Raw genomic sequence first — 13,142 nt, 5'->3', positions numbered from 1 at the left:
CTAGCTAATGCGACGCGGGTCCATCCATAAGTGACAGCCGAAGCCGCCTTTCAATTTCGAACCATGCAGTTCAAAATGTTATCCGGTATTAGCCCCGGTTTCCCGGAGTTATCCCAGTCTTATGGGCAGGTTACCCACGTGTTACTCACCCGTCCGCCGCTAACTTCTTGAGAGCAAGCTCTCAATCCATTCGCTCGACTTGCATGTATTAGGCACGCCGCCAGCGTTCATCCTGAGCCAGGATCAAACTCTCCAATAAAGTTAGTTTGTCTAGCATCTAAAAATAAAAATTGACGTTTCACGTTGTTTGTTTCGTTCAGTTTTCAAAGAACTACTTGGTCGCTCATTTGCGACTTCCTTATGTTAACATCTTCGCTTTTCGATGTCAACTAAGTTTTTCAATTTCTTTTTTGTCGTTTTCTGCGTTTCCGTATCAGCGACGGTTATTAATATATCATGGTGAAAATCGAAATGCAACACCTTTTATAAACTTTTTTTTAGATCACCCTAATTTCTTTGTTAATATCATATACTTAAACGAAATATCTCTTTCATGTATAAATAATTCCTACATATATTCTATATAAAGTCACTCTATCAAAAGCGTTTCTTTCTATAATAAATGTTTTATTCATATACCATATCATACAAGGAGGAATATATATGGACTATACCGATTTATTAATCAAACTAGGTCTCTCGGCTATTTTAGGGTTCGCTATCGGTTTAGAGCGCGAATTAAAACGAAAACCACTTGGTTTAAAAACTTGTTTAGTTATTTCTATCATTAGTTGCCTCCTGACGATTGTTTCTATTAAAGCGGCTTACAATTTACCACATACCGATCATATGAATATGGATCCACTTCGACTTGCCGCTCAAATTGTATCAGGAATCGGTTTTTTAGGTGCCGGTGTTATTTTACGAAGAGGAAACGATAGCATTGCAGGACTAACGACTGCTGCTATGATTTGGGGTGCTTCTGGTATTGGTATTGCTGTTGGGGCTGGATTCTATATCGAAGCGATTTTCGGAATGTGTTTCCTTATGATTAGCGTTGAACTTATACCATTAGCAATGAAATTTGTAGGACCGAGATCATTTCGTCAACGTGATATCGCAGTAAAACTTGTCGTGCGAAATATGGACAATATCCCAATTGTAATTGAAGAAATAAAAGAAATGGATATAAAAGTTAAGAATATGAAGCTCAAAACATTGGAGAATGGCTCTCACTATTTACATTTGAAATTATCTATCGATCAAAAAAGGCATACCGCTGATGTTTACTACGCCCTCCAGCATCTTGAAAGTGTCCAACAAACTGAATTAGAAAGTATGTAATGTAAAACAAACTCTCTTTTAAATTAGAGAGTTTTTCTTTTTTCTATAATGGTAACAATGAATGTAGTCCTGCAAAGTAAGGAGGAATAAGAGTTTGAAATCCCGTCCAAATTTAGTAGATACATTTCGTGATTCCATTATTTTTCGTTTAGTTTGCTTTATTGTTTTACTTACTGCTTTTTCTGGCTTCCTTATACATAGATTAGAGCCATCGCACTTCACCACATGGTTTGATGGAGTTTGGTGGTCAATCGTTACCATTTTCACCGTTGGCTATGGTGACTTTGCCCCGCATACACTAATAGGCAAACTTATCGGTATGGGTATTATTTTATTTGGAACCGGTTTTTGTTCTTATTATATGGTTCTGTTCGCCACTGATATGATTAATAAACAATATATGAAAATTAAAGGAGAAGAAGCCGCTACCTCTAACGGTCATATGATTATCGTGGGTTGGAATGAACGGGCAAAACATGTTGTAAAACAAATGCACATCTTACAACCGAACCTTGATATCGTTTTAATTGATGAAACACTTTCTTTACTTCCAAAACCATTTCATCATTTAGAATTTATAAAGGGTTGCCCGCATCACGATCAAACTTTATTAAAAGCTAATATTACAACGGCTCACACTATATTAATAACAGCTGATAAAGAAAAAAATGAAAGCTTAGCAGATACACAGTCCATTTTAAATATTTTAACTGCGAAAGGTCTCAATCCAAACATTCACTGCATCGCCGAACTTCTTACTTCTGAACAAATACAAAATGCAACTAGAGCTGGTGTATCAGAAATTATAGAAGGAAATAAATTAACGAGCTACGTATTTACCGCTTCTCTTTTATTCCCTTCCATTTCAGGCGTACTATTCTCACTTTACGATGAAATCTCTGATAACAAATTACAACTGATGGAGCTTTATCCTTCCTGCACTGGACAAACTTTTGCAAATTGTAGCTATACTCTTTTAAAGCAAAATATTCTCTTACTAGGTATAAAACGCGACGAACAATATATGATTAATCCAGTCCATTCCTTTGTTCTCATTGAAAGCGACATACTCATTGTTATTCACCATTAAGAAAATGTTTTTCTAGTTCCTGCATGAGCACTTTCCCAATATTGATATATTTTCTTTTCACATCTCCATCTGGATCTTTCGGCTCAGCAAATTGATCCATTCCACTCGTTCCAGCCGTTAAAGTATTTACGTGATCATCTAGTTCGTCTTGATATACGTGCGAAAGAATATACGGCGTTTCCAGACGGACTATTACACCAGGCACATCTAATTCGCCATTCACTGCTGTAAATGGCACTCGTAAAAATTGATAGCCATCTTCTTCATCGATTTTGTAATCAAAGCATCCTTTATCGTAATCCCAATTGCCACCAATGTTATACCCAAGTGGCTTCATTATCTCTTCTAACTTATATAACGCATATGTACGTCCTTCTACATTTGATTGAATCGGAATCAAGCCCATCCCTCCTAGACTTTTTCTTTAGCATACCCACTCTAGTTTGAATATACCGATGGACTTTTCGATAAAATAATAAAAAGCGACCGGAATCCGGTCGCTTTTTATTATTTTAAACGCTCTTCTAATTCTGCTTTTAACTTTTCAAATCCTGGTTTACCAAGTAAAGCAAACATGTTTTTCTTGTATGCTTCTACTCCTGGTTGGTCGAATGGATTTACGCCTAATAAGTAGCCGCTCATCGCACATGCTTTTTCGAAGAAGTATACAAGGTAACCGAATGTGTACTCATTTAATTCAGGGATATTTACGATTAAGTTTGGTACACCACCATCGCTATGTGCAAGTAATGTACCTTCGTATGCTTTCGTGTTTACGAAGTCTACAGTTTCACCAGCAAGGTAGTTTAATCCATCTAAATCGTTTTCTTCTGATTCAATTGTTAGTTCATGTGTAGATTTACCTACTTTCAGAACTGTTTCGAATAAGTCACGACGACCTTCTTGAACGTATTGACCTAATGAGTGTAAGTCAGTTGAGAAGTTTGCTGAAGATGGGAAAATACCTTTTTGATCTTTCCCTTCACTTTCACCAAATAACTGTTTCCACCATTCAGAGAAGTATTGAAGTGCCGGCTCATAGTTAACAAGCATTTCAATTGTTTTTCCTTTATTGTATAAAGCGTTACGAACTACTGCGTATTGGTAAGCTGGGTTTTCTTCTAGTTCTGATGCACCGAAGTCATCATGACCAGCAGCTGCACCTTTCATCATCTCTTCAATATTTAAGCCACTTACTGCGATTGGTAATAAACCAACTGGCGTTAATACAGAGAAACGTCCTCCAACATCATCTGGAATAACGAATGTTTCGTAACCTTCGTTATCAGCTAATGTTTTTAATGCACCACGTGCTTTATCCGTCGTTGCATAAATACGTTTGCGAGCTTCTGCTTTTCCATACTTTTCTTCTAATAACTTACGGAAAATACGGAATGCTAGTGCCGGCTCTGTTGTTGTACCTGATTTGGAAATAACGTTAATAGAGAAGTCTTTACCTTCTAATACGTCCATTAAATCTTTCATGTAAGTGGAGCTAATGTTTTGTCCAACAAATAGCACTTGTGGAGTTTTACGTTGTTCTTTAGATAGCGTGTTGTAGAAAGAATGGTTTAACATTTCGATTGCTGCACGTGCTCCTAGGTAAGAACCACCGATACCTACAACAAGTAAAATGTCAGAGTCATTTTTAATTTTTTCTGCGCATTTTTGAATGCGAGCAAATTCTTCTTTGTCATATTGAAGCGGAAGGTCTACCCACCCAAGGAAATCGTTCCCAGCTCCAGTTTTTTCGTGGATTGCATGATGTGTTACTTTCACTGCATCACGTAAATAAGTGATTTCGTGTTCACCGATGAAGGATAACGCTTTAGAATAGTCGAACGTTACATGTGTACTCATCTTTTTCCCTCCAATAATGTATATGTATTTCTGTATTCACTTTAGCGAAACTGAAGTTGTAAATCAAGCGATTCAACCATTGTAAACGTAACCAATATATATTTTTTAGAAAAAGTTCATTTTTTGCATAAAAATTCGTATTTTTCGGTATAGATGTATATACATCCTTTTTCTTATATTTTTTATGTATAAAAACAACATAACTACGCCATTCTATAAAGGAGTTAATTAACTCATCGCTTGCTCACGCTTCACAATTAAGGGAGGCTTTTTCATGAGTACTCTGCAACGTATCGCATTAGTCTTTACTGTAATTGGCGCTGTGAACTGGGGACTAATCGGGTTCTTCCAGTTTGACTTAGTGGCAGCCATTTTCGGTGGACAAAATTCAGCTCTTTCCCGTATTATTTACGGCATCGTCGGTATTTCTGGGCTTATCAATCTTGGTTTACTCTTTAAACCATCAGAAAATCTTGGCACTCACCCAGAAACGAACGAAATCCACTAGTCAGTATGTCTTTATTTCACCTCCGACATACGAATATGATTGCATGCAATCATATTTGCAAATATATATCATAAGACAAAGTAAAAGAGGAACGCTCATATGCGCTCCTCTTTTACTTTGTTAACTCGGACTCTTCAATCCATTCGGTTAGCTTTTCTCGCAGCGTATTAAATCCGTTCTCAGATGGATTCGGTATAAGGATCCGCCCTTGTTTTCTTCTCGCCGCTTTTAACGATAAACTCATTTTTCTGTGTTCTTCATCAATTGAAAGTACTTTTACTTCTACTGTATCGCCGACTTTTAAAAAGTCATGAATATCCTTTACATATCCATTTGTAATTTCAGATATATGCACAAGTCCTTGTGTTTCTGCATCTAACGCTACAAATGCTCCGTAATCTTGAATCCCAGTCACTTTCCCTGTTACAACCACTCCAGTTGTATATTGTTCTGACATATGAAACACTCCCATACGTTACCATTTTCTCTACAATTGTAGATAGTAAAGCAGATGATTTATTGTTAAATATCCGATTAGTTAGTACGTACCCTAAGTAAAGCTACTCAGGATATGCATACCTTATATTAGTAAATTATACCACTATGGCAGAACTCATTCAAAATTAACGAAAAATTTCCTAGAGTACGTATAATTTTCTAATATTGGGATAGAATACTAACACATGGCTTTCTAGTATTCCCCCCCTTTTATGGACAAAACGTATTATGTTTTGTCCTTTTTTTATTTTCTATAAACCGTTCCATTCTCTTCATTGCTTCCATAAGTTGTTCAAGCGATGTTGCATACGAGCAACGAATAAATCCTTCACCACTTTCGCCAAATACACTTCCAGGTACAACAGCCACCTTTTCTTCTAATAATAACTGTTCTGCAAATTCTGCCGAAGATAGTCCAGTTGAAGAAATAGAAGGAAAGACATAAAATGCTCCGCCCGGCACATGACACGTTAAACCCATTTCATTAAACGATGTCGTCATAAAATTACGGCGTTTCTTATAACTATCTCTCATCCGAATTACTTCATCATTCCCCGCGCGTAATGCTTCGAGTGCTGCGAACTGAGACATTGTCGGTGCACACATCATGGAATATTGATGAATTTTAAGCATTAATTCCGAAAATTGAACAGGGGCTGCAATCATACCGAGGCGCCATCCTGTCATCGCAAACCCTTTTGAAAATCCCGAAATTAAAATTGTATGCTCGCGCATATTTTTAATACTCGCGAAACTTGTATATACTTCGTCGTATACAAGCTCTGCATAAATTTCATCAGATAATACGATTAAATTGTACTTCTCAACAATCACTGCTATTTCTTCAAGCTCGGATTTATTTAACATTGCACCTGTTGGGTTATTTGGTGAACAAAGCAAAATTGCCTTTGTTTTCGCTGTAATAGCTGCTTCAATTTGTTCTGGTTGTACTTTAAACTCGTTTTCTAAAGTCGTTGCCACAGGAACCGGAACTCCTCCAGCTAATGTCACAAGCGGTGCATAAGAAACGAAACTTGGTTCAATAATGAGTACTTCATCATCAGGATTTATAATGGCGCGCATCGCTACATCTAACGCCTGACTCGCTCCAACTGTAACAATGATTTCATCGTTCGGATCATAAGATACTGCAAATTGTTTTTTTAGATACTTTGCTATTTCTTGGCGCAGTTCCAATAATCCTGCATTTGCTGTATATGACGTATATCCTTGTTCTAAAGAACGGATGCATGCTTGCCTTACATTCCAAGGTGTAACAAAGTCAGGCTCTCCTACTCCAAGAGAAATAACACCTTTCATATTTGCTGCTAAATCGAAAAACTTTCGAATACCAGATGGTTGTAAAGATTCTGCCGTTCTAGATAGTTCAAATTGCTTCATGGTGTCACCACAATGCGCTTATCATCATCGTTTTTTTCGTAAATAATTCCCTCATGTTTATACTTTTTCAAAATGAAATGCGTTGTTGTAGAAACGACAGATTCAATTGTTGCTAATTTCTCAGAAACAAACATCGCTACTTCTCCCATTGTCTTTCCTTCTAATGTAATAGAAAGGTCGTATGTCCCTGACATTAAATACACAGATTTCACTTCTGAATAACGATAAATTTGTTCAGCAACCGCATCGAACCCAACGCCGCGCTTTGGCGTAACTTTCACATCGATCATCGCCGTTAAACCTGTATGTTCTTTTACCTTCGTCCAATCGATATGTGTTACATAATCCACAATAATCTTTTCCGCTTCTAATTTTCCAACCATCTTCTTTACTTCTTCTACTTCTATATTTAACAGCTTCGCTAATGTATCTACAGATAATCGACTACTTTTTTCAAGACAAGCTAATAATTCTAATTCCTTTTCTGTCACCATATAAATCATCCTTCCTTTTCGTTTGTGTCTAAATTATACAAATACCCTTTCCAGTTTGAAAAGAAGATTTTTTTAGTGAATTATGTCAAAATAAAGTGAAACTTTAATCAGCGGAATGCTTCACCCCGCTGATTATTAGTTGAACCAATCGGGCTTTTACGAGCAGTTGATCTCCCACCTCACTTCTTTGCCTCAGCCGTCTTTTTAGGTGGGAGTCTTACTGCTCGTTAAAGCGGGGTAAAGTGAAACTTTAATCAGCGGGAAAATGCGTGATAAAGCGAAAGGGGATGGAACCGTGAAACCAAAAGTTTATATTGCTGAACCAGTTCCAACATTTGTAGAAAACTATTTATCAGAACACTGTGATTATGAAAAATGGGAGCAAAATGAGAAGGTACCTCGTGATGTCCTATTGGAGAAAATACAAAATAAAGATGGCTTATTAAATTTCGGATCTGCTATTAATGAAGAATTATTAAATGTAGCTCCTAACTTAAAAGTAGTGAGCAACATTTCTGTCGGTTACGATAATTTTGATTTACAGGCGATGGAAAAGCGCAATGTCATTGGAACGAATACACCATATGTATTAGATGATACAGTAGCGGACCTTGTTTTCGCTCTTATGTTATCTGCTGGTCGCCGCGTCTGCGAACTCGACTCCTACGTGAAAAATGGTGAATGGAACGCCGAAATCGGAAAAGAGCACTTCGGGCTGGATGTACACCATAGTACAATCGGTATTATCGGAATGGGACGAATTGGAGAAGCCGTTGCAAAACGGGCGAAATTCGGATTTGATATGAATGTTCTGTATTATAACCGTCGCCGTAAAGAAGAAGCTGAACAAAAATTCGATGCTACATATTGTGATTTACAGACGTTACTCAAACAATCTGATTTTATTGTTCTTCTTACTCCATTAACAGATGAAACGTATCATCTTATCGGAGAAAAGGAATTTTCATTAATGAAAGAAACAGCAATCTTCATTAATGCCTCTCGCGGAAAAACAGTAGATGAAGAAGCGTTAATACATGCGTTAACCGAAAAGAAAATCTTTGCAGCGGGCATCGATACGTTTACACAAGAGCCGATTCAAAAAGATAATCCGCTCTTATCATTACAAAATGTTGTGACTTTACCACACATCGGATCTGCAACATTAAAAACTAGGCAGCAAATGGCTATGACAGCCGCTGAAAATTTAGTTGCAGGGTTACAAGGAAAAACACCGCCTAATATTGTTCGTGGATAATGATGAATAAGCAAAAGGCAAGATGACATCGTCATCTTGCCTTTTTTTGTTAACATATTTTTTTCTGCCTTGGAGATGATATGAACAAAAATCAATGGAGTGACAAAAAATGTATCACGAATATACTTGTCCTTATTTCACTTTTTCCACTCGCGGCACTACTATTCATTACGAATTGTATGAACATGACAACAAAACGGAACGTCCTACTTTCGTACTCGTTCACGGCTTTTTATCTTCCTCATTCAGTTACCGCCGCCTCATTCCTTTATTATCGAAAGCAGGAACAGTACTAGCTCTTGATTTGCCACCGTTCGGAAAAAGTGATAAGTCTCATCTCTTTAAGTATTCTTATCATAATTTAGCAACGGTTATTATCGATTTAATTGAACATTTATCTCTCTCAAATATTGTGTTAGTTGGGCATTCTATGGGTGGACAAATTTCTCTCTATGTAAACCGTATACGCCCTGAATTAATCTCAAAGACAATTTTACTATGCAGCTCTAGCTATTTAGCACGCGCAACCTTACCTTTACTGTACTCTTCTTATTTACCGTTCTTTCATTTATACGTAAAGAACTGGATTATACGGCGCGGGATTGTTCATAACTTAATGAATGTCGTTCATGATCACTCATTAATTGACGATGAAATGAAGGAAGGTTACTCCGCTCCTTTTTATGACAACCGTATATTCCCTGCTTTAACTCGTATGATAAGAGACCGTGAAGGTGATTTATCTTCAACTGAATTACAAAAAATCGAAACACCTACACTACTCATTTGGGGTGAAAAAGATCGTGTCGTCCCTGTACATGTAGGTCATCGGCTACACAAAGATTTACCAAATTCGAAATTTATTTCTTACGAAAACACAGGACATTTACTACCTGAAGAAAAGCCTGAACTTGTTTATGAAGAAATTATCGCTTTTTCTGCACAATAATACAAAAGGCTGTCGGAAATTCCGACAGCCTACAATGAACAACTTCCGCCTTCTTTTATTACAAGTAATTCCACAGCTAACTTCTCACATTTTCCAAGCGCAGGTACTTCCTCAAAAGACATAAAGTATATATGTTGAATCTTTTTTGCGATGTATTTTGGATCGTCGAACACACTTACGACGTTCACAACATCGCTCGCTTCTGTTTCATAAAACTCCGGTCCCATTTGAAACGGATCCCAATTCTTCACAACCTCTATCATCTTTTCATATGTACCCATTCGCTTCCCGCCTTTTCACTTTTTAGTGCTTTTCTTTATCCTATCACATCAGCTATTCTATAAGAAGAGAGAGAACTTTCATAACTTAACGGTTTACAGAAGAAGGGGGCAAACTTATGCAACTATTTCATAAAACAGTCAATCGACGTGGAACTCATAGTACGAAATGGGATACGTATAAAAATGAAGAACTTCTCCATGCTTGGATTGCTGATATGGATTTTGAAGTACCACAACCAATTCAGACTGCTTTAAAGAAACGTATCGAGCATCCTATTTTCGGCTATACACTTCCTCCCGAAAATATTGGAGATATTATTTGTAACTGGACAAAAAAACAGTACAACTGGGATATTCAAAAAGATTGGATTGTCTTCGCGGGAATCGTTCCAGCTCTTAGTGCGAGCATACAGGCCTTCACAAAGGAAAACGAATCCGTTCTCGTACAACCACCTATTTATCCCCCATTTTTCGAAATGGTCACAACAAACAACAGACGATTATGCGTGAGTCCTTTACAGAAACAAAATGATACATATACGATAGACTTCGATCATTTAGAAAAGCAATTTCAACAAGGCGTCAAACTCATGCTTCTTTGTAGTCCTCACAATCCAATCGGGCGTGTTTGGTCAAAAGAGGAACTTACACAACTTGGCACGTTATGTACAAAATATAATGTAATCGTTGTCGCGGATGAAATTCATTCCGATATTATTTACGGAGATCATACGCATACACCGTTCGCTTCCTTATCTGAAGAATTAGCAGCGCGCACGATTACTTGTATGGCTCCGAGTAAAACATTTAATATCGCTGGATTACAGGCATCGATTATTATCATTCCAAACGAAAAACTCCGTCAAACCTTTATATCTATCCAATATAGACAAGGTTTCCACGGATTAAATACATTTGCCTATACAGCGATGCAAAGTGCCTATACAGAATGTAATGATTGGCTACATGAAATTCGATTATATATAGAAGATAACGCTCAATTCGCTTGTAAATATATTAAAAATCACATACCCGCTCTTTCTGTAACGAAACCAGAAGGTAGCTTTTTATTATGGATCGATTGCTCCCGCCTACAGCTTTCTCGAAATGAACGCACTGCATTACTTGAGGAAAAAGGGAAAATCATCGTTGAACCTGGTGAGAAATACGGATTAGGCGGCGAAGAACATATTCGAATTAACATCGGCTGTCCAAGATCTGTTTTAGAAGAAATTTTAAATAGACTGCGCCATACGTTTTCAGAATAAGAAAGGAGGTAATTCGGGAAAACCTCCTTTATCAATATCTTTTCAAATACGTTTCACAAAAAAAGCTACCATGCACGGTAGCTTTTACTTTTTCTTCATATCCGACGCTTTTTTTACAATGACACCACAAGCAATTCGATCACCGGATTTACCTGTTGGTTGTGTCATACCATCATCAGCGTTTTCTGTAATAATAATAGACGCTCCATCTTTTCTATGAATCGTCGTTTTCCCTTCTTCAAGCGTTATGTGCGGCGCATCGATTTCTGCTTTAATCTTTCCAGAACCGTCTGCAATTACGTTCGGTAAATCACCGTTTTCTGCACCCTTCGGATTAAGAAGTCCATGCTTTTTATTATCAGGATTAAAATGATTACCAGATGATTCAAAACGTGGTGCTTTACACTCACCAATTTCGTGTACATGCAGTCCGTGCGCGCCTGGTGCGAAACCTTCCCCTTTAATCGTAATTTTCACTCCGCTTGTTTGCTGCACTACTTTCGCAGTCCCCACTTCATCGCCTGAAGCATTATGTAATTTCACGTCAATTTCTTTCGGCTTCCCTTGGTCACAACCTGCCATCAGAAATAATAAACAACAACTTAAAAAAAGCCGTTTTTTCATTCTATTCCCTCCAAAATATATTCTGCCCTTAGATTGTCCGAGCATAGAGGGAAACATACAAAAATGAGTTACTGTTTCTTTTCCGCTAAAAGTTTTTCTTCAACTTTCTGTAATCGCTCCGCTTCGCGTTTTGATACACGAATGAACATACGCCACGTAGCAACGGCACCAATGATAAATAGAACGCAAACAATCCCTGGAATAATATATTCTGTTTTATCTTCCGGAAAATATAAAGGCATCATACGGAACACTGCTACTAAAAATATAGACATATGCACATTCTTAGAGTATTCCTGCTTCTACGTGTCCTGCCTCGCCAATCACTCGCTACTACAGTTTGCTGTAACACTCCACAGGCGTAAATTTCGATGTAGCCCACCGTACATATATACAATCTATTTACGTTAGTATTGTATATTCTTTTGCTTGTAAAAGGTTGATCGCTGCGTTCAAATCTCTATCCATTACATTGCCACATTCACATGTATATACTCGGTCAGATAGCTTTAAATCCGCTTTCTTTTGACTGCAACATGAGCATAACTTTGACGATGGATAAAACCGGTCTACTTGACGTAATTCAATTCCATATTCCTCACATTTCGTCAAAAGCCACGTTTTAAAAGCAAAAAAAGACTGCTTGGCAATTGTTTTAGATAAATGTTTATTCTTCATCATACCTTTCACATTCAAATCTTCCACTGTAATAAACGTTGGCTTGGTTTTCACCACATTCGTTACAATAGACTTTACATACTCTATTCGAATATTCGCTAATCGAGCATGCAGCTTTTGCACTCTAAGAACATTTTTATCTATATTCACTCTTTTATTAGTAACAGATTTTTCACCTCTCTTTTTTAGATTTTCAAATTTACGTGCTAAAGAGCGTTGTTCACGTTTTAACCGTTTTTCTATCTTTTTTACTTTTATTGTTTTGTTGATGTTTTCATGAACGATACCATCGCTACGTGTAGCAAAATCCTTCACTCCTAAATCAATCCCTAGACCTAGTTTATTGAGTGCTAACTTTGTTGCCATTTCTTCCAATTCGCAAAGTACAGATACAAAATATCTTCCTGCTCTTTGATATACTGTGCCACTTTTTACATTTGCATTTTTAGGGATATACCCATATTCTTTTAACCTTGTCCAACCAATTGTGGGGATTTTTACTCTATGCCTTTCAACTGTCCAATCTGTTTTATTGTTTTTAGGGAAATAACACTTCACATCTTGCTTCTTCTTTTTCTTATATCGTGGAAATTTGGATAACCCTTTAAAAAATCGCTTAAAAGCTTTATCCCCATTCATAATCGCTTGTTTTACAGCTTTACTTGATACTTCTTTTATCTACTGATCACATTTTTTTGTATAGACATTGTTCAACCATTTAGAAAAGTCATACCCACTCAGAAACTTCCCTTCAGCTTCATACAACTCTTTGTTTTTAGAGATATACAGGTTGTAAACATATCTACATACACCAATCGTTTGATTTATTTGGGTTGTTTGTTCTTTTGTCGGATGGATTTCTATTAGATATGCTCTTTTCATAAATCTT

At 37.1% G+C, this 13,142-nt stretch carries 14 protein-coding genes, 1 rRNA gene and 1 pseudogene; 6 read left to right on the top strand and 10 right to left on the bottom strand.

Going from position 1 to position 13,142, the window contains the following annotated elements; translation table 11 throughout:
- A 16S ribosomal RNA gene (locus tag JDS99_RS11905) occupies positions 1–259 on the bottom strand; the annotation flags it as partial.
- Positions 260–663: 404 nt separating this feature from the next.
- Here JDS99_RS11905 and JDS99_RS11900 point away from each other — a divergent pair.
- Both JDS99_RS11900 and JDS99_RS11895 read left to right on the top strand, forming a co-directional pair.
- Positions 664–1,344, top strand: a complete 681-nt coding sequence (locus JDS99_RS11900) for an MgtC/SapB family protein (protein WP_098048555.1) — start codon at positions 664–666, stop codon at positions 1,342–1,344.
- 94 nt (positions 1,345–1,438) lie between these two features.
- Complete coding sequence (locus JDS99_RS11895) at positions 1,439–2,434, top strand: potassium channel family protein (protein WP_087986054.1); 996 nt, start codon at positions 1,439–1,441, stop codon at positions 2,432–2,434.
- Here the strand turns inward: JDS99_RS11895 and JDS99_RS11890 are convergent.
- Both JDS99_RS11890 and JDS99_RS11885 read right to left on the bottom strand, forming a co-directional pair.
- A complete protein-coding gene (locus JDS99_RS11890) occupies positions 2,421–2,834 on the bottom strand; it encodes a YugN-like family protein (protein ID WP_141555603.1) in 414 nt (137 codons plus the stop codon). The two genes, JDS99_RS11895 and JDS99_RS11890, sit on opposite strands and share 14 nt — an antisense overlap.
- Before the next feature lie 107 nt (positions 2,835–2,941).
- Complete coding sequence (locus JDS99_RS11885; RefSeq protein WP_048542213.1) at positions 2,942–4,294, bottom strand: glucose-6-phosphate isomerase; 1,353 nt, start codon at positions 4,292–4,294, stop codon at positions 2,942–2,944.
- A 274-nt stretch (positions 4,295–4,568) separates the two neighbouring features.
- Here JDS99_RS11885 and JDS99_RS11880 point away from each other — a divergent pair, with 274 nt between their 5' ends.
- On the top strand, positions 4,569–4,802 hold the full coding sequence (locus JDS99_RS11880; RefSeq protein WP_048542215.1) for a DUF378 domain-containing protein: 234 nt from the start codon (positions 4,569–4,571) through the stop codon (positions 4,800–4,802).
- 112 nt (positions 4,803–4,914) lie between these two features.
- Here JDS99_RS11880 and yugI read toward each other — a convergent pair whose 3' ends face one another.
- From yugI to JDS99_RS11865, 3 genes are all read right to left on the bottom strand, one after another.
- A complete protein-coding gene (yugI, locus tag JDS99_RS11875; protein ID WP_000003769.1) occupies positions 4,915–5,259 on the bottom strand; it encodes a S1 domain-containing post-transcriptional regulator GSP13 in 345 nt (114 codons plus the stop codon).
- A 251-nt stretch (positions 5,260–5,510) separates the two neighbouring features.
- Positions 5,511–6,701 carry an aminotransferase gene (locus JDS99_RS11870; protein ID WP_087982765.1) on the bottom strand — a complete coding sequence of 397 codons (1,191 nt, stop codon included), beginning with the start codon at positions 6,699–6,701 and terminating at the stop codon, positions 5,511–5,513.
- Positions 6,698–7,195: an Lrp/AsnC family transcriptional regulator gene (locus JDS99_RS11865; RefSeq protein ID WP_199695118.1), complete on the bottom strand. Its 498-nt coding sequence runs from the start codon at positions 7,193–7,195 to the stop codon at positions 6,698–6,700. The genes JDS99_RS11870 and JDS99_RS11865 overlap by 4 nt, the downstream gene beginning before the upstream one ends.
- Positions 7,196–7,460: 265 nt before the next feature.
- Between JDS99_RS11865 and JDS99_RS11860 the strand changes: the two genes are divergently transcribed.
- Positions 7,461–8,453 carry a 2-hydroxyacid dehydrogenase gene (locus JDS99_RS11860; protein WP_087986052.1) on the top strand — a complete coding sequence of 331 codons (993 nt, stop codon included), beginning with the start codon at positions 7,461–7,463 and terminating at the stop codon, positions 8,451–8,453.
- A gap of 109 nt (positions 8,454–8,562) precedes the next feature.
- The gene (locus tag JDS99_RS11855) at positions 8,563–9,402 is read left to right on the top strand and encodes an alpha/beta fold hydrolase (RefSeq protein WP_199695117.1); all 840 of its coding nucleotides are present in this window, start codon (positions 8,563–8,565) and stop codon (positions 9,400–9,402) included.
- Positions 9,403–9,431: 29 nt separating this feature from the next.
- Here JDS99_RS11855 and JDS99_RS11850 read toward each other — a convergent pair whose 3' ends face one another.
- Positions 9,432–9,683 (bottom strand): YugE family protein, encoded by a 252-nt coding sequence (locus tag JDS99_RS11850; RefSeq protein ID WP_000537643.1) that lies wholly within the window; start codon positions 9,681–9,683, stop codon positions 9,432–9,434.
- 116 nt (positions 9,684–9,799) lie between these two features.
- Between JDS99_RS11850 and JDS99_RS11845 the strand changes: the two genes are divergently transcribed.
- Positions 9,800–10,951 (top strand): MalY/PatB family protein, encoded by a 1,152-nt coding sequence (locus JDS99_RS11845; protein WP_199695116.1) that lies wholly within the window; start codon positions 9,800–9,802, stop codon positions 10,949–10,951.
- 84 nt (positions 10,952–11,035) lie between these two features.
- Here JDS99_RS11845 and sodC read toward each other — a convergent pair whose 3' ends face one another.
- From sodC to JDS99_RS11830, 3 genes and pseudogenes are all read right to left on the bottom strand, one after another.
- The gene (gene sodC, locus JDS99_RS11840) at positions 11,036–11,575 is read right to left on the bottom strand and encodes a superoxide dismutase [Cu-Zn] (RefSeq protein WP_000746533.1); all 540 of its coding nucleotides are present in this window, start codon (positions 11,573–11,575) and stop codon (positions 11,036–11,038) included.
- A gap of 68 nt (positions 11,576–11,643) precedes the next feature.
- Positions 11,644–11,850: a hypothetical protein gene (locus JDS99_RS11835; RefSeq protein WP_141522890.1), complete on the bottom strand. Its 207-nt coding sequence runs from the start codon at positions 11,848–11,850 to the stop codon at positions 11,644–11,646.
- 127 nt (positions 11,851–11,977) lie between these two features.
- Positions 11,978–13,135, bottom strand: a pseudogene (locus JDS99_RS11830) (RNA-guided endonuclease InsQ/TnpB family protein).
- Positions 13,136–13,142 lie beyond the last annotated feature (7 nt).

Origin of the sequence: Bacillus cereus group sp. N6 (assembly GCF_016483705.1) — a bacterium.
Lineage (GTDB): Bacteria > Bacillota > Bacilli > Bacillales > Bacillaceae_G > Bacillus_A > Bacillus_A wiedmannii.
The sequence above is the reverse complement of the archived record's forward strand: the minus strand, read 5'-3'. Positions and strand labels throughout refer to the sequence as shown.

Excerpts from the sequence above, each read along its gene's own strand:
- JDS99_RS11900 (WP_098048555.1), top strand. The coding sequence starts at position 664 with ATGGACTATACCGATTTATTAATCAAACTAGGTCTCTCGGCTATTTTA.
- JDS99_RS11885 (WP_048542213.1), bottom strand. The coding sequence starts at position 4,294 with ATGAGTACACATGTAACGTTCGACTATTCTAAAGCGTTATCCTTCATC.
- JDS99_RS11880 (WP_048542215.1), top strand. The coding sequence starts at position 4,569 with ATGAGTACTCTGCAACGTATCGCATTAGTCTTTACTGTAATTGGCGCT.
- yugI (WP_000003769.1), bottom strand. The coding sequence starts at position 5,259 with ATGTCAGAACAATATACAACTGGAGTGGTTGTAACAGGGAAAGTGACT.
- JDS99_RS11870 (WP_087982765.1), bottom strand. The coding sequence starts at position 6,701 with ATGAAGCAATTTGAACTATCTAGAACGGCAGAATCTTTACAACCATCT.
- JDS99_RS11865 (WP_199695118.1), bottom strand. The coding sequence starts at position 7,195 with ATGGTGACAGAAAAGGAATTAGAATTATTAGCTTGTCTTGAAAAAAGT.
- JDS99_RS11860 (WP_087986052.1), top strand. The coding sequence starts at position 7,461 with ATGCGTGATAAAGCGAAAGGGGATGGAACCGTGAAACCAAAAGTTTAT.
- JDS99_RS11855 (WP_199695117.1), top strand. The coding sequence starts at position 8,563 with ATGTATCACGAATATACTTGTCCTTATTTCACTTTTTCCACTCGCGGC.
- JDS99_RS11850 (WP_000537643.1), bottom strand. The coding sequence starts at position 9,683 with ATGGGTACATATGAAAAGATGATAGAGGTTGTGAAGAATTGGGATCCG.
- JDS99_RS11845 (WP_199695116.1), top strand. The coding sequence starts at position 9,800 with ATGCAACTATTTCATAAAACAGTCAATCGACGTGGAACTCATAGTACG.
- sodC (WP_000746533.1), bottom strand. The coding sequence starts at position 11,575 with ATGAAAAAACGGCTTTTTTTAAGTTGTTGTTTATTATTTCTGATGGCA.
- JDS99_RS11835 (WP_141522890.1), bottom strand. The coding sequence starts at position 11,850 with ATGTCTATATTTTTAGTAGCAGTGTTCCGTATGATGCCTTTATATTTT.